Source organism: Draconibacterium sp., from assembly GCF_041583095.1.
Classification (GTDB): Bacteria; Bacteroidota; Bacteroidia; order Bacteroidales; family Prolixibacteraceae; genus Draconibacterium.
In genome coordinates this window covers 1-16477 of sequence record NZ_JBFHGM010000095.1, presented here as the reverse complement: position 1 = coordinate 16477, position 16477 = coordinate 1, and the positions used below count along the sequence as shown (strand labels likewise).

Below are 16477 nucleotides of genomic sequence, written 5' to 3'. Positions count from 1 at the left end.
GAGGAGGCAATCTCCTGCTTGATGTTGGCCCAACCGCTGATGGCCGCATTCCTGTAATTCAGCAACAACGCCTGCTTGATATCGGCAAATGGCTGGAGACAAACGGCGAAGCAATTTACGAAACAAGAAAATGGGAAGGTGCTGAAAAGAACACTATCGCTGATGTATATTTCACAAAAAAAGGAAAAGACTTGTATGTACATTGCACACAATATCCTACAACCGATTTAAAAATAAAAGGACTGAAAAAAGCATCATCGGTTAGTTTATTGGGATATCATGATGATGTAGAATTCAAAAAATCGGGTAAAACAATTACCATTTCAGCGCCGGTATTAACACCGGGGAAACTTACCCGCACCTATGCCTGGGTTTTTAAACTTGAAAATGTACTTTAATACGAATAATCAAATAAATGTTATAGCAAAATGACCAAAGCAACTGAATTTCTGAAAAGCCACAAAATGACGGCTGAAGACATTAATATGAAAGAGGTGGTGAATGCCTTTCTGGACGAAATGGCTAAAGGATTGGCCGGCAAAGAAAGCTCGCTGCTGATGCTTCCAACTTATATTGAAGCTGACGGAGAAGTAAAAGCCAACGAACCTGTTGTTGCCATTGATGCAGGCGGTACCAACTTTAGGGCAGCCAAAGTTTATTTCGACGACAACCTGAAACTGGTAACTGAAAACATTACAAAGGCCAAAATGCCGGGCGTAGAAAAAGAACTTACCAAGGCTGAATTCTTCGACACATTTGCAGCTTACCTGGCAGATTACAAAAACACATCGGATAAACTGGGATTTTGTTTCTCGTATGCTGCAGAGATTTTCCCGAACAAAGACGGAAAACTGATTGAATGGAGCAAAGAAGTGAAAGCACCAGATGTAATTGGTGAAATGATTGGTGAAGGACTTTTGAACGCCATGCAAACACCCGACAAACAACTGGTGCTGATGAACGACACCGTTTCTACCTTGCTTGCCGGAAAAGCAGCGCGGGCGGTTAAAGCTTACGACACTTACATTGGTTTTATTCTGGGCACCGGAACCAACACCAGTTACATTGAGGCAAATAAAAACATTACCAAAACCGATGGGCTCAACATGGAAGGCAGCCAGATCATTAATATCGAATCGGGGGCATTTACACTGGCTCCGCGCACCGATATTGACATCGCTTTTGATAACACTACCGAAAATCCGGGCCGTTATGCTTTTGAAAAAATGTTTTCGGGTGGTTACTTTGGTGGTTTATGCACGGCAACCTTAAAAACGGCAGCGGCTGAAGGCGTTTTTGCTTACCCCGAAGTTTTTGAGAATCTGCAGGAATTAACATCGGAAGAGGTAAACAATTATGTGCACGGCATTGAAAGTGCCCACAATGTATTACCCGGAGTTTTCACCAGCGATTCGGATAAAATGCTTGTTGCCGAAATTATCGACAAGCTTATCGAGCGAGCTGCAAAACTGGTAGCTGCCAACCTGGCTGCGGTAATTTTGCAAACCGGTAAAGGCAAACACCACGAAAAACCGGTATTAATGACCATTGAAGGAACAACATTTTACAAGCTTCATAATTTTCAGCAACTATTTGAAAAATACCTGCAGAATTTCCTTTCAGGCGATAATCAACGTTATTATGAAATTGTGGAAGTGGAAAACTCAAGCTTACTGGGCGCAGCAATTGCAGCCATTGTAAACTAAACTGTTTAATAGCCGGAGCCTGAAGAACCGGGCTTCGGCTATTACAAATTTTCAACCAACGAAAAAACCCGGGCACGCATTAAGTCGAGCACAAAAACCTGATGAAACCGCGATTCAAACTCTTCATGACTAATCTTATTCAACAGGTTGATATTTTTATCAGCCCGCAAACAATCTGTGGTTATTAAAAGCCAGTATTGTTGCAGCTGTTGTTTCTGATAAATTCGCAGTTTTTCATCTTTCTTGGCTATCGCCAACCGGATATCTTCAACCACATTATTTGATATTCCCAGGTTATTCGAACATTCCCAGACCGACTCTTTTAGTTCCGGATGATGAGCAATCAAAACCTGCTCCAGCCCTTGGGGCAAATCAGCACTCGTAAGTATTTTATGATAGAATGTTGCATCGGTTTTGTCGGCAATGGCAGATTTTATTGTTGCTACGGTTTTCGACCGTACCATTAATTCGCGCTCAGGAGTGATCTGGTGTTTCTCCGAAAACATAAATTTCGCAAAAAGTTTCGCATCCGATCCGGCCTCAAAAAGCTCCCGCATATCCTCAACCAATTCGTTTCTAAAGTTTATCAATGCTTGCACCTCTTCTGTTTTTGTTACAGCGTTGGCGGGATTTAGCCGGGTGAGTTCAATTCCCAATTTGTGTGCATTTTTCATTTTCACCACAAAATCGGGCGACTCGGATGCCACAACTTTCCCTTTCGGAAAACCGGGATAGCAATCCCGAAAATAGTTCATCAATAAAACTTCCAGCTGTTTTTTAACTTCCTGCATTTCGCTATTACGTGCTAGATTATTTTCCCGGAGTAGACTTTTGCATGAGATCGAAAAGGTCGGTTACAATGGCATCGCGGTTAAAGTTTTGCCAGTAAATTATTTTACGACGGTTTTCCGGTCGATCAACCCAGCTATCTCCAACAAGTTTTGGGGCAGGTATTTCAACTTTTTCTCCCCAGGCTTCGTTTTTTAAAACAGCAAGTACAACCATATCAAATAAGGAGCGCGAAGGTGGATTTCCATACATTTCTGCTTCTTCGAAAAGATTGGCAGAATAATCGCCAAAACGATTAAACTCACCACCATGTCGTCCCGTAATCGTATGGTGCGAAAGTGGCCCTTTTCCTTTCATATTCCGATTAATTTCCTCACGAACAACAGCTACGGCAGCAGTTCCACTTGGCTTACCATAACGCACTGTGACCATTTCAAATTCAACTCCCGACTGAAGCACAGGGTTTACGGCAGTGGTATCGTTCTCGAGGTTATATTCGCCTGGAGCGGGGTAATTTCCTCCCAACCAAACAACCCGAACCTTATCAACAATTCGTGGCTCTTTTAAAATAGCCAGTGCAATATTGGTCAATTTGCCAACCGGTACCAGCACCAATTTTTCATCCTCAACTTTCATTGCTTCCTGAATAATAAAATCAATGGCAGGTTGTCCGTCAAAATTTTTATCCGAAATGGTTGGCGCAATTTCGGCATAACTTTTATCGGCCCCCATAAACAATGGCACTTCGTTTTCAAGATTAAAGAGTTGAATTATACGCTCCGCCTCATCATATTGCCCCTGTATTCCATAGCCGTTTCGGGTATTATTAACAGTGACACCAACAACGTCAAAAATATCTTTGTTTAAAAAAGCATAGGCTAAAGCGTGCTGATCATCCAACTCATTGTTGGCATCCGTATCAATGAGTATTTTTATGTTGGGTGATTTATTCTCTTGATGAGCTGCACAACTTAACAGAAAGTATGAAAAAGCTAGAAAAACTAAAATAAACTGAAGAGTTTTATGCATCGTTTTGGTATTAATTATTCATAATAAACATGCATTAAAGATATCAAAATATTAAAGTATAAATGAGAGTGATGTAATATGTAGAAGTTCCATATTTTTTCAAGAACTTTCAACCAAAAGCAAAATCTGGTGTTACATTTGAATAAAATATAAAATTTATGTATCAAGGACTATTACACGCACATAACGGATTTCGCTGGTTGGTTTTAATCGCGCTTTTATTTACAGTACTGCTTGCCATAAGCGGTGTAGCAAGTAAACGATCATGGGGCCGGGCCGATAACCTGTCGGGATTAATACTGGTCATGATAATGGATATTCAGTTTCTGGTGGGCATTGTACTTTATGCTTTTGTTAGCCCGATTACCAAAGCGGCATTTGCCGATTTTGGAGCTGCCATGAAAAACAGCGACCTGCGTTTTTACGCTGTAGAACACATTCTGTTAATGATTATTGCACTTGCACTGGTACACATTGGCAGGGCAAAAGCGAAAAAAAATGTGACTCCGTTTAAGAAACACCGGTCAGCGGCAATTTTTTACGGTCTGGCATTGGTGCTGATTTTGGCAGCCATTCCGTGGGACAGAGCTCTGTTTTAACCATAGTCGATTAAAAAAAAGGGGTATCGTACTGAGTACGATTGAAGAAAAACGCGTAGTTGGAGCAACGTACTGAGTACGATTAAAGAATAACACATGCGTGACGCAACGTACTGAGTACGTTTGTAGAAAACTGCGTGGGTGAATGATCGTACTGAGTACGTTTGACGAAAACTGCGAGGGTGGAGCATCGTACTGAGTACGTTTGAAAAAAACTGCGTTGGTGAAGCATCGTACTGAGTACGTTTGACGAAGAATAACGATACAGAGAATAAAGTGTGTTAATAATATAAAAGGCTCCCTGTTCAATTGCCATTTCCAAAGTTTGTAATTTTGGAAATGTTTAGCCAATAAAAAAGGCTGCAAGAGATAAACTCCTGCAACCTTTTAAGCTTGGTTCAGCTTGTGCTTTCGCACCTGTTTCTTCACTGCTATTTTTTTGCCCCTACGGCATAAATATCATCAATTAAGTGCTGGTATTTAACGGCAACGGCATTTCGTCTCAGTTTCAGTGTTGGCGACAGTTCGCCCGAAGTTGGAGTCCACTCTTCGTGCACCAGTCGGATACGGCTGATTTGCTCGTGCGATCCCAGCGTCTTGTTAATTTTTGCAACTTCTTTTTGTAATTTCTGAATGACTTCCGGAAGCTGAATCAACTCTTCATTGTTTTCGTAATGCAGTTTGTGCTCTCCCGCCCAGTCGTGCAGAATTGGAAAACACGGAGAAATAATGGCGCTTGCAAATTTTTCGTTGGCACCAATTACCATCACCTGCTCAATCAGTTCAGATGTTTTCAACTTGTTCTCGATCATCTGAGGAGCAATATATTTTCCGCCCGACAGTTTAAATATTTCTTTTTTACGATCGGTAATTTTCAGGAATTTGTCGTCAACCAACATTCCAATATCTCCGGTATGGAACCACCCGTTTTCATCGATCACTTCGTCGGTCAGTTCCGGAGCCTTGTAATAGCCCATCATTATTCCGGGGCCTTTACACAAAATCTCGCCGTCGGGTGCAAATTTCACATCGAAACCTTTCAGAATCGGGCCAACAGTTCCAACCATCATTTCCATTGTAGTTGGATTGTTTACAGCAATTACCGGCGAAGTTTCGGTTAATCCGTAACCTTCGAGCGTAGTAAGTTTTGCCATACCAAACAGGCGGGCAATGCGTGGCTGCAGTGCTGCCCCACCCGATACAACATAGGTGATGTTACCGCCCAGTGCTTCGCGCCACTTCGAATAAATTAACTTATCGGCCACCGAAATTTTCAGTCTCATCAGCGAGCCATACTTTTTGTTGTATTCAAAATGACGTGTCAGATTCAGTGCCCAGAAGTACAATTTGCGTTTAATCCCTGAAAGTTCTTTTCCTTTGGCCACAAATCCATCGTAAACTTTTTCGAGCAAGCGGGGAACCGAGTTAAACATATGCGGTTTCACCTCTTTAATCGACGAAACAATCTGCGCCAGGTTGCCCACATAATAAACACCCATGCCCCGGTACTGAAAATGGTAGTTCACACTGCGTTCGTAAACGTGGCAAAGTGGCAGAAAACTCAAAGCTCTGTGCTCAATTCCCAGGTCGTGAAGTTTTGCATGCTCGGTAAAATTCGATACCAGGTTGTTGTGGCTCAGCATAACGCCTTTGGGCACCCCTGTTGTTCCCGAGGTATAAATAATCGTTGCCAGATCTTCAGGCTTAACATCGTTTTTAATGCTTTCAAGTTCCGCAGAAAACGCTTCTCTTTTTGACTCGCCAAGTTCAAGTATCTGCTCATAATGTTTTGCTCCTTCCACTTCTTCGAAGGTGTAAACAGCATCAACGCCATCAATCATATTGGCCAGTGGGCACATACTCTGGAAAAGCTTTTTATCGCCTGCCAGAATAATTTTTACCTCGGCATGTTTCAATATGTACTTGTACTCGTCGTCGCCCAATGTTGGGTATATAGGCACATGTACAAAACCACCCATTGCCAGGCCCATATCGGCAATATTCCACTCGGGGCGATTGGTGGTAACTGTAGCCACTTTATCGCCGCGCTTTAACCCCAGGGCCATTAGGCCAAGTGCAAACTGGTGCGATTTTTCGTAATATTCTTTGGTTGAATAAGTGTACCATTTACCATCTTTTTTACCGGCAATGGAATCTTCACGGGGGAATTCTTTTAATGCGCGTTCGAGAACATCAAAAGTACGTGTAACTGTCTGTCCCATATTTCAATTTTAAAAACTTCGAAATATAAGGCTTTTGTTGTTGGTTGATTTACAAAGCGATTATGCTATTTTTCAGCCCTTTACTATTTATATGTATTCTAAATAATTTCAAATAGCTGTAAAACAATAAATTAAAACGCCAACTATCGACTTTCAGAGCCTATTGTTCCAAAATTTCATTTAACCGGGCATTATTTCTCTTACTCGGTTTCAGCTTGTTGAGCCTGATATTTATTGTCTTTTACATAGGCCCAGATTATTAATCCGGCCAACACTAAAATCGATGCAGGAACGGCAGGATCTACCCCATCGGCAACTCCTTTTCCGTACGAGTGTAAGCCTGACAGGTAATAGTTCACACCAAAGTAAGTCATCAGTACCGAAGCAAAACCAAGTATCGAGGCAAAATTATAATTGAAAATTCCTTTTAACGAAGGAATCAGTCGCATATGTACAATAAACGAATAGATCACCACAGTAATCAACGCCCAGGTTTCTTTGGGGTCCCAGCCCCAATAGCGGCCCCAGCTTTCGTTGGCCCAAACTCCGCCAAGGAATGTTCCGATGGTAAGGAAATACAAACCAACCGTTGCCGACATTTCGTTAATAGTTGTTAGTTGCTCGATAAAACCGTTTACTTTGGCCTCATTCGCTCCTCTTCGTAAAACAATCAAAATCATTACCAAAACGCCAAGGAACATACTCAGCCCAAGAAATCCGTAGCTTGCCGTAATGATGGCCACGTGAATAGCCAACCAATACGATTTTAGTACCGGAACCAGGTTCGTCACCTCCGGATTCATCCAGCTTAGGTGTGCCACAAACAGTGCAATTCCGGTTAAGAATGCAGCAGTACCTATTACCATTGGGTATTTTCGGCCAAATATAATTCCGGCCAGCATGGTTGCCCACGCCACATAAACCACCGATTCGTAACCGTTGCTCCACGGTGCGTGGCCCGATATGTACCAGCGCACTATCAATCCAACCGTGTGTACGAGGAACAGTATTAAAATGAAGCCGAAAAATGATATCCGCAGAAACGACGGCAACTGCTTTTGCCTGAAAATATTTATAAAAAGTACCGTCAACAGCAAAAATCCAAACAACAGATAATACGGGAATATTCGTTTAAACGGATTTACTTTATTAAAAAGAATCTCAACGTTTTTCTTCTTCTCTCCGGGTAAAAGATCGGCGCCGTATTTTACCTGGAAATTATCGACTGCCTGTAATACCTGCACGGCATTCTCGCTTTGGTTTTCAGTAATCGACTGCAACAGCAACTGAAATCCACTTTGTATAAAAATAGAATCGCCATCGCTATATTCTGCAGCAGTACTTCCGGGGGCATACCAGGTATCTTCCACTCTTTCGCGCGGGAACAGATGGAAAATAGAGCCCTGAAATACCATAAAACAGATATTTACACGCTCATCCACATTAATGTATTCTTTATCCATTCGATTGCGCATTCCGGGAGCTTTGGCATAAGCCGCGCGCACTGCATCCGCAATTTTATAATTGCCGTTAGCATCAAAAAGCGACTCAACCGTAATGTATTTGTTCTGTGCGCCAAGTGCCCCTTCCAACGATTTATCGGCGACCTTGATAATGGGCATCGATTGCCAGATTTCAGGATATGCCATCATACTCAGCACCACGCCATCGGCCGACAAACCATACAACCCGGATTTACGGCTAATCTTACGTACAATCTCGCCCGAAAGCGTCGACACCGGCTCAATTCGTCCATCAACTCCCTGCACCCACAATTCGCTGAATTCTTTTACAACCTCCTTGTCAATTGGCGGAATTCCTGCTCCCACTCCACTTTGTGCCGATGCTGAAAAAGCCACACTTCCCAGCAATGTAATAAGCGCGATTACTTTAACCGAACTGGCTTTTAACTTTTTGGCCAGATACTGGAAATAAGAATTTGGATTTATCAGCGACATAATCACTCCTACAATGAGCAATAAATAACCAAGGTACGAAATCCACGTTCCCCAAAAGTCGTAATTAACGGAAAGGATCGTGCCTTGTTCATCCACATCGTACGACGATTGAAAAAACTTGTAACCCCGGTGACTCAGTGTATTATTCATAAAAATGCGAATATCTTCGTTAATTCCTTTTTCTGGATCGATCAAAACAACTTCTGAAGCAAACGACGACGGAGAGTCAGATCCCGGGTAATGTTCCAATTGAAAATCTTTTAAATGAATGCTAAACGGAACCTGCAGCGGCAAGGCGCCGTAAGCAAGTTTTAGTGTGCCATTACCCAGCGGAACGCGCACGGTATCGGGGCGTTGCCCTGAATGGCCAAACACCGGTACATTTTGCTGGCGTATGCCATCCGAAACCTGAATCATCACGGCATCTTCTCTGGTTTCCATCTGGCTTTTTACTGCTGTAAATGTTGCGCTTGGCAGGAATTTACGAATTAGAAAGCGGAAATTGTTATAACCATACAAAAACATCGGTTTTACCGGAATTGTGTCTCCCGGCGATAAATCGACTGTTTCCTGCGTTGCCATGGTCGTTTCTTCCAGTTTCGCATAAGAGGTCATAAACAAGGCTCCATCCTGCATAAAAAAGTTGATCACTTTTTCCTCATCAACCTCAAAACCGGCTGAAAAACCGGGGTAATCCAGCACATCGCCTTCTTTAAAAGAAAACGACTGCATACCCTGTGTTCCGGGTGCCGAAAACACAAAATCGATTACCGGTTCTCCCGAATCAGAAGCAATGGCTTTTTGCTCTGCATTTTCGATAAAACCAACCGCTTTTACTTTTACCGATTTTCCGTCAACATCAAATTTCGCTGAATACTGCTTAGGTGTAATTTCCGAGAACCTCACCTGTGCAACTTCTTCCTGGCCTTCATATCCGGCATAAAAATAATCGTTGGTAGAAAGAATATAGTCGGCACTTTCACCTTCGCGAATGTGCATTACTCCCTCGAAACTAATGAAACGTGTAACAGCGCCTCCCAGTATCATCACCAAAAACGACACGTGAAAAATGCCGAGCGTATAACGCCGGTTGGTGAAAAAACGGTAACGAAACATGTTTTTGACAAGGTTGAGTGCAAACAGCCCCCAAAGTACCTCGAACCAATGCGTGTTGTACACCAACGCACGGGCAGTTGGCGTGCCATAGCTGCTTTCGATAAAGGTGGCAACAGCCATTGAAAAAGCAAGCCCAAGAAAAATAAATGCCGCGAACGGCATGGATGTTATAAACGCAAAGAATTTCTTCATCTCTATTTATTCAATTTAATTTCAAGTCTTTTTATAATACCAATTGGTATAACCATTTCCTTACAAAATAGTTGCTGAAAATAATCCTTATTTAGAACAATTCAAAAAAAAGAGCAGAAACAAAAACCCCTTTGGTATTTTTTTTAGCAGATTATGGGAACCGAACGAAACAGCAGATTTTGTCTCGTTCTTTTATTACATAAAAAACGGATCATAAATAACAAAATGACAGAAAACCGGTTATTTTCATCGCTCCTACACTGCAAAATGTTCGTCCTACACATGTAGGACAAGACAAATGTAACGTAGGAGATGAAATTTCCGGTGTAGGACAACTTTTTAATGATGTAGGAGCGGTTCTTTTCGGTGTAGGAAGACAACTTTTCATCGTAGGAGACCTTTTTGCGAATGTAGGACGGCCATTTAGGGTCGGAGGAAACCCTTTTTCAAGCTGCGGACAAGCCAACAGGAATCAAAAAGACCTTCAAGGTTTTGGAAACCTTGAAGGTATTTATAAGCAGCGGTTAATCCACATATTCTATTCTGCGAAAATCATCAGAATCCGCGTTATCAGCGTTCAATAAGTTATCTACTGTAAAAACGATAGTGCTTTTTCGATAGCTGCCTGCAAACCGTCAACATCTTTTCCGCCGGCGGTTGCATAAAATGGCTGGCCACCGCCGCCACCTTTAATTTCTTTTCCGGCTTCGCGAACAATCTGCCCGGCGTTTAATCCTTTATCAGCAACAATATTGTCCGAAATCATCACCGTTAAATTTGGTTTGCCGTTTATGTCGGCACCAATTACCAAAAACAGGTCATCAACCTCGCCTTTTAGCTGGAAAGCCAAATCTTTTACCAACCCGGCATTATCGATAAGAATTTTATCGGCGATAATATTTACACCGTTTTCGTTTAACACTTTGCTCTTCAGGTTGGCTTTGGTCATTTTCAAACTCTCCTGCTGGAAAGCTTCAATTTGTTTGCTCAACTCGCTATTTTGCTGCAACAGAGTAGTTACACTTCCCAAAAGATCTTTCGATCCTTTCAGCGTTTCTTTAATGTTGTTAATCAACGCCAACTGGTCGTTAATGTATTTCTCAGCGCGATCGGCAGTAATTGCCTCAATCCGTCGAACACCCGCAGCAATAGCACTTTCCGAGACAATTTTCAGCATACCGATCTGTCCGGTTGCCGCAACGTGTGTTCCTCCACACAATTCAACCGATTCGCCAAATTTAATTACCCGAACCGCCTCGCCATATTTTTCGCCAAACAACATCATTGCTCCCGATGCTTTAGCTTCTTCAATCGGCATTTCGCGGTTTTCTTCTTTAACTGAATTGGCACGAATTTTTTCGTTTACCAGTTTTTCAACCGCCGCAATTTCTTCATCGCTCATTTTTTGGAAATGCGAAAAGTCGAAACGCAAATGATCGGCATTTACCAGCGATCCTTTTTGCTCAACGTGCGATCCCAAAACTTCACGCAGTGCGGCATGCAACAAGTGGGTTGCCGTGTGGTTATTGGCAATGTTTGTTCTACGTTTGGCATTTACTACAGCGTAAAATGTTTCTTCCGGATTTTCAGGAAGCTCGTTTACCAAATGAACGGTCAGGTTATTTTCCTTTTGTGTATCGAAGACAGATGTTTTTACACCGTCGAATTCAATGTAACCGGCGTCGCCAACCTGACCACCCGATTCGCCATAAAACGGTGTTTGATCGAATACCAGTTGGTAAAACGCTTTTTTCTTCTGTGTTACTTTGCGGTAACGCGCTATTTTAATTTCAGCTTCCAGTTTGTCGTAGCCTAAAAATTCGGTCTTTTCAATTTTTCGCAATTCCACCCAATCATCCGTTTCCTGGGCAGCCGCATTTCTCGAGCGATCTTTTTGAGCCTGCATTTCCACTGCAAAACCTTTTTCGTCAACACCCAAACCATTTTCCCGGGTGATCAACTCGGTAAGGTCGAGCGGAAAACCAAAGGTATCGTACAATACAAAAGCATCTTTTCCGGCAATTTCTGTTGCGCCATCATTTTTTGCTTTCAAAATCATATCGTCAAGCAATCGAATACCGGTTGAAAGGGTACGCAGGAACGACTCTTCCTCTTCTTTAATCACCTTTTCAATAAGTGTTTGCTGGCTTACCAATTCGGGGAAAGCATCTCCCATTGTATCTTTTAGTACGTCAACCAAACGGAAGATAAAGGCATCTTTTAAATCGAGGAACGTGTAACCGTAACGCACGGCACGACGCAAAATACGGCGAATTACATAACCGGCTTTGTTATTCGATGGCAACTGACCGTCGGCAATGGCAAAAGCCACCGCACGAAGGTGGTCGGCAATAACGCGCATGGCAATATCAACCTTTTCTTCTTCGCCATATTTTTTGTTACACAGCTTACCAATTTCGGCGATTGTATTCTGGAAAACATCTGTATCGTAGTTCGACTGAACGCCTTGTAAAACCATACACAAACGCTCGAAACCCATTCCGGTGTCAACGTGTTTGTCGGGCAGGTTTTCTAACGAACCGTTTGCTTTTCGGTTAAACTGGATAAATACCAGGTTCCAGATTTCAATTACCTGTGGGTGATCCATGTTTACCAAATCGCGCCCCGGAACTTTTGCACGTTCTTCTTCCGAGCGAATATCAACGTGCACCTCCGAACATGGTCCGCAAGGTCCGGTATCGCCCATTTCCCAGAAGTTATCTTTTTTGTTACCGTTCAGAATGCGGTCTTTTGGAAGGTATTGCTCCCAGTAACCGGCAGCTTCATTGTCGCGCTCCTGGTTATCATCGGCGCTTCCTTCAAAAACGGTAGCATACAAACGGTCGGCATCAATTCCCATACGAGTTACCAAAAACTCCCATGCCCAGTCGATCGCTTCTTTTTTGAAGTAATCGCCAAACGACCAGTTTCCCAACATTTCGAACATGGTGTGGTGGTAGGTATCCAAACCAACTTCTTCCAAATCGTTGTGTTTTCCTGAAACACGCAGACACTTTTGCGTATCGGCCACCCGCGGATATTTTACCGGTTCGTTACCCAAAAACTGGTCTTTAAACTGGTTCATCCCCGCATTGGTAAACATCAGCGTTGGATCGCCTTTTACAACCATCGGTGCAGAGTTTACAATCTGATGTTCTTTCTCGGTAAAAAAGTCGAGAAAAGCCTTACGTATCTCTTTAGAAGTCTTCATTTTCCGTCTGTATGATTTATCAATTCGTTAAAAATATTTAATGCAAAGAAAACAAATTCATTAATTATGAGTTATTTACTTACCTTTGCCGCGTGAAAAATCACGTTTTATTAAATCCATGCAAAGTTATAGGATTTAATGAATCAGCATTAATAAAGAGATAAAACCGGCCCTTTATATGGCAAAAAAGAAATATAAATTTAACCCGGATACGCTCAGTTACGAGAGCGTAGGATTAAGTTGGAAAGCCAAAGCAACAAAAATACTCACCTATTTTTCGAGTAGTTTGGCATTGGCGATTGTCATCACGCTAATCTTCGTAAACTTTTACGATACACCGCGATCAAAACGATTGATGCGCGAAAACAAACGTTTGCTTACCCAATACGAGTTACTTTCAAAAGATTTGGATAAAGTAGCCAGTGTATTGTCGGAACTGCAACAGCGCGACGATAATATTTACCGTGTAATTTTTGAAGCCGAGCCAATTCCGTCAACAGTTCGGAATGCAGGTTTTGGTGGTACCAATAAATACTCGGAGTTGGAAGACATGGACAATTCCGATTTGGTTATTGCCACAGCACATAAGCTTGATGTAATTTCGAAACAGGCGTATATCCAGTCAAAATCATACGACGAAGTGCTGGAACTGGCATTGAACAAAGAAAAAATGCTGGCTTCGCTACCAGCGATTATGCCCATTACCAATACCGATTTAAAACGTACATCAAGTGGATGGGGCTACCGTGTTCACCCGATTTACAAAGTACGAAAAATGCACTGGGGGCAAGATTTTACGGCTCCGGTTGGAACTCCGATTTATGCCACCGGCGACGGAAAGGTTACCGATGTTTCAGGTTCAAAAAGAAGCAAAGTTGGGTTGGGCCTGAACATAAAGATCGACCATGGATATGGTTACGAAACGGTTTACGGTCACCTGAACGAATTTAATGTAAAACGTGGCCAGCAGGTAAAACGCGGCGACATTATTGGATATGTTGGAAATACCGGCGGATCAACTGCTCCTCACTTGCACTACGAAGTGCATAAAGACGGACGCAAAGTAAATCCGGCCTATTATATGTTTAAAGATCTGACACCGCAGGAATACGACAAAATGATTGCGATTTCGTTGAATATTGGTCAGTCGCTGGATTAACGGATTAGCGATTAATAACAAAATATTGAAGCTTCCATCGGTTTATTCCGGTGGAAGTTTTTATTCTCTGTACGTCCGTACTTCAAAAAATCATTCACTCTTTTGTCGCAGCTTTAAAATCTTTTATCTTGCATCAAATTATTAGCGCGTGCCATACAAAAAGCCCAAAATAGAGAAGATGCTATACTCCATTGGCGAAGTAGCCGATATGTTTGGCGTAAATGTATCGCATATTCGTTATTGGGAGAACCAGTTCGAGGCGCTGAAACCGGTAAAAAACAAAAAAGGCAACCGTCAGTTTACGCCGAAAGATCTGGAAACGATCCGGATGATACACCATTTGGTAAAAGAACGCGGCCTGACCATTGACGGTGCTAGAAAAAAACTGAAAGAAAATCCGGAAGACACCTTAAACAATTTCGAGGTAGTTAAACGTTTACAGGATATCAGACAAGAACTAATCGCGATAAAACAAGGACTTGGGGAAAATGAAAATTAAAGATATTACCAATTTTTTGGAAGATCTTGCACCTTTAAAATTGCAGGAATCATACGACAATGCCGGGCTAATTCTTGGCGATAAAAACGCTGAAGTATCGGCAGCTTTGGTAACGCTCGATGTTACTGAGGCGATTGTTGATGAAGCAATAAAAAGAAAAGCGGGATTAATAATTGCCCACCACCCCATTGTTTTTTCGGGGTTGAAAAAGATAACCGGCAAAAACTACATTGAACGCACGCTTATAAAAGCCATAAAACACGATGTGGCCATTTATGCGGCACACACCAATCTCGACAGTGTTACAGGCGGAGTAAACGGAAAGATTTGCGAAAAACTTGGTCTGGAGAATTGCAAAATTCTTCAGCCCGCCGGAGGTATGCTCAAAAAGCTGGTTACTTTTGTTCCGGTTGATCATGCCAATAAAGTTCGCGAAGCTATTTTTACTGCCGGAGCCGGACAAATCGGGAATTACGACTCGTGCAGTTTTAATGCGCACGGGCAAGGTACTTTCCGTGGTAGCGACACCACAAATCCTTTTGTTGGTAAAAAAGGCGAACAGCATTACGAAAATGAAATCCGCGTTGAAACGATCTTTCCCGATTACCTTCAGGGAAAAGTTATAAATGCCCTCGTTCAGGCGCATCCGTACGAAGAAGTAGCCTACGATATTTATTCGCTCGACAATAAATTCGATCAGATTGGTGCCGGCATGATCGGGACCTTACCCAAAGAAAAAAGTGAAACGGCTTTTCTTCGCCAGTTAAAGAAAACCTTTGATGTAAAAATGATCAGGCATACTGCCTTACAAGATAAAAAAGTGAAGAAAATAGCGGTTTGCGGAGGAGCAGGTTCATTTCTGTTAAACCAGGCAATTGCGGCCGGAGCCGACTTCTTTGTGACCGGCGATTTTAAATATCATCAATTTTTTGATGCCGAAAATAAAATCGTTATCGCCGATATCGGACATTTTGAGAGCGAACAGTTCACTAAAGAACTTTTTTATGAGTTACTTACGAAAAAATTCCCTAAATTTGCAATCCATTTATCAGAGGTGAATTCCAACCCGGTTTTTTACTTCTGATTTTTATGTATATAAAAATATTACGAGCATGAATGCACCATATTCAAGGCAAGAAGACAAAGACATTTCAGTAGAAGAGAAATTACGCGCATTGCATGAGTTGCAGAGTGTTGTATCTGAAGTTGATAAAATAAAAACCCTAAGGGGTGAGCTTCCTCTGGAAGTTCAGGACCTGGAAGACGAAATTGCCGGTTTAAAGACCAGGTTAGTAAACCTTGATGACGAGGTTAAAAATCTGGATACTTCAATCAACAACAAAAAAATTGCGATTAAAGATTCGCAGGCGTTGATTGTAAAATATACCGAACAGCAAAATAACGTTCGTAACAACCGCGAATTCGACTCGCTTTCGAAAGAAATTGAATTCCAAAACCTGGAAATCGAACTTTCTGAAAAACGTATCAAAGAGTTCACCGCCGAAATGGCTCAGAAAAAAGAAGCCATTACAGCATCAAAAGAGCAGTTGAAAGAGCGTGAAGAAGATCTGGACAGAAAGAAAAACGAACTTTCTGAAATTACTGAAGAAACCAAGATTGAAGAAGAAAAGCTGAGAACGAAATCAGAAAAAATCGAGTCGTTTATCGAGCCTCGCCTTTTGGGAGCTTTTAAACGTATTCGCAAAAATGCACGCAACGGTTTGGCAGTGGTTACTATTCAGCGTGATGCTTGCGGTGGTTGTTTTAATAAAATCCCACCTCAGCGCCAGATGGACATTGCCAGCCGCAAAAAGATTATTGTTTGCGAATATTGTGGTCGTATTTTGGTTGACCAGAATATTAACGTAGTTGAAGATATTGCTGAATAAGCATTAAGATATTGATTAAAAAATAGCCGGTTCAAAATTTTGAACCGGCTATTTTTTAATCAATATCTTAATGCTTATTCAGCAATATCTTCAACTACGTTAATATTC

At 42.0% G+C, this 16477-nt stretch carries 12 protein-coding genes; 7 read left to right on the top strand and 5 right to left on the bottom strand.

The window, feature by feature from the left end; translation table 11 throughout:
• Both ABZB17_RS10770 and ABZB17_RS10765 read left to right on the top strand, forming a co-directional pair.
• Positions 1–398 (top strand): alpha-L-fucosidase (locus ABZB17_RS10770; protein WP_372650112.1); only part of this gene is annotated, 398 nt, incomplete at its 5' end.
• Positions 399–428: 30 nt separating this feature from the next.
• Positions 429–1706, top strand: a complete 1278-nt coding sequence (locus ABZB17_RS10765) for a hexokinase family protein (RefSeq protein ID WP_372650110.1) — start codon at positions 429–431, stop codon at positions 1704–1706.
• Between the two features lie 41 nt (positions 1707–1747).
• On the opposite strand, the gene ABZB17_RS10760 is transcribed toward ABZB17_RS10765, so the two are convergent.
• Both ABZB17_RS10760 and ABZB17_RS10755 read right to left on the bottom strand, forming a co-directional pair.
• Positions 1748–2461 carry a hypothetical protein gene (locus ABZB17_RS10760; RefSeq protein ID WP_372650108.1) on the bottom strand — a complete coding sequence of 238 codons (714 nt, stop codon included), beginning with the start codon at positions 2459–2461 and terminating at the stop codon, positions 1748–1750.
• 55 nt (positions 2462–2516) lie between these two features.
• The gene (locus ABZB17_RS10755) at positions 2517–3524 is read right to left on the bottom strand and encodes a nucleoside hydrolase (RefSeq protein WP_372650107.1); all 1008 of its coding nucleotides are present in this window, start codon (positions 3522–3524) and stop codon (positions 2517–2519) included.
• A gap of 158 nt (positions 3525–3682) precedes the next feature.
• On the opposite strand from ABZB17_RS10755, the gene ABZB17_RS10750 reads away from it, so the two are divergent.
• Complete coding sequence (locus ABZB17_RS10750) at positions 3683–4123, top strand: hypothetical protein (RefSeq protein ID WP_372650105.1); 441 nt, start codon at positions 3683–3685, stop codon at positions 4121–4123.
• 431 nt (positions 4124–4554) lie between these two features.
• Here ABZB17_RS10750 and ABZB17_RS10745 read toward each other — a convergent pair whose 3' ends face one another.
• From ABZB17_RS10745 to alaS, 3 genes are all read right to left on the bottom strand, one after another.
• Positions 4555–6345 carry a long-chain fatty acid--CoA ligase gene (locus ABZB17_RS10745; protein ID WP_372650104.1) on the bottom strand — a complete coding sequence of 597 codons (1791 nt, stop codon included), beginning with the start codon at positions 6343–6345 and terminating at the stop codon, positions 4555–4557.
• A gap of 200 nt (positions 6346–6545) precedes the next feature.
• On the bottom strand, positions 6546–9611 hold the full coding sequence (ccsA, locus tag ABZB17_RS10740) for a cytochrome c biogenesis protein CcsA (RefSeq protein WP_372650103.1): 3066 nt from the start codon (positions 9609–9611) through the stop codon (positions 6546–6548).
• Positions 9612–10200: 589 nt separating this feature from the next.
• Positions 10201–12822 (bottom strand): alanine--tRNA ligase, encoded by a 2622-nt coding sequence (gene alaS, locus ABZB17_RS10735; protein WP_372650101.1) that lies wholly within the window; start codon positions 12820–12822, stop codon positions 10201–10203.
• A gap of 178 nt (positions 12823–13000) precedes the next feature.
• Here alaS and ABZB17_RS10730 point away from each other — a divergent pair, with 178 nt between their 5' ends.
• The 4 genes from ABZB17_RS10730 to ABZB17_RS10715 all read left to right on the top strand — a co-directional run bounded on the left by ABZB17_RS10730 (position 13001) and on the right by ABZB17_RS10715 (position 16369).
• On the top strand, positions 13001–13981 hold the full coding sequence (locus ABZB17_RS10730; protein WP_372650099.1) for a M23 family metallopeptidase: 981 nt from the start codon (positions 13001–13003) through the stop codon (positions 13979–13981).
• A 148-nt stretch (positions 13982–14129) separates the two neighbouring features.
• Positions 14130–14480 (top strand): MerR family transcriptional regulator, encoded by a 351-nt coding sequence (locus tag ABZB17_RS10725; protein ID WP_372650097.1) that lies wholly within the window; start codon positions 14130–14132, stop codon positions 14478–14480.
• Positions 14470–15564 carry a Nif3-like dinuclear metal center hexameric protein gene (locus tag ABZB17_RS10720; protein ID WP_372650095.1) on the top strand — a complete coding sequence of 365 codons (1095 nt, stop codon included), beginning with the start codon at positions 14470–14472 and terminating at the stop codon, positions 15562–15564. The genes ABZB17_RS10725 and ABZB17_RS10720 overlap by 11 nt, the downstream gene beginning before the upstream one ends.
• Positions 15565–15592: 28 nt before the next feature.
• Complete coding sequence (locus ABZB17_RS10715; protein WP_372650093.1) at positions 15593–16369, top strand: zinc ribbon domain-containing protein; 777 nt, start codon at positions 15593–15595, stop codon at positions 16367–16369.
• Positions 16370–16477: the final 108 nt, after the last annotated feature.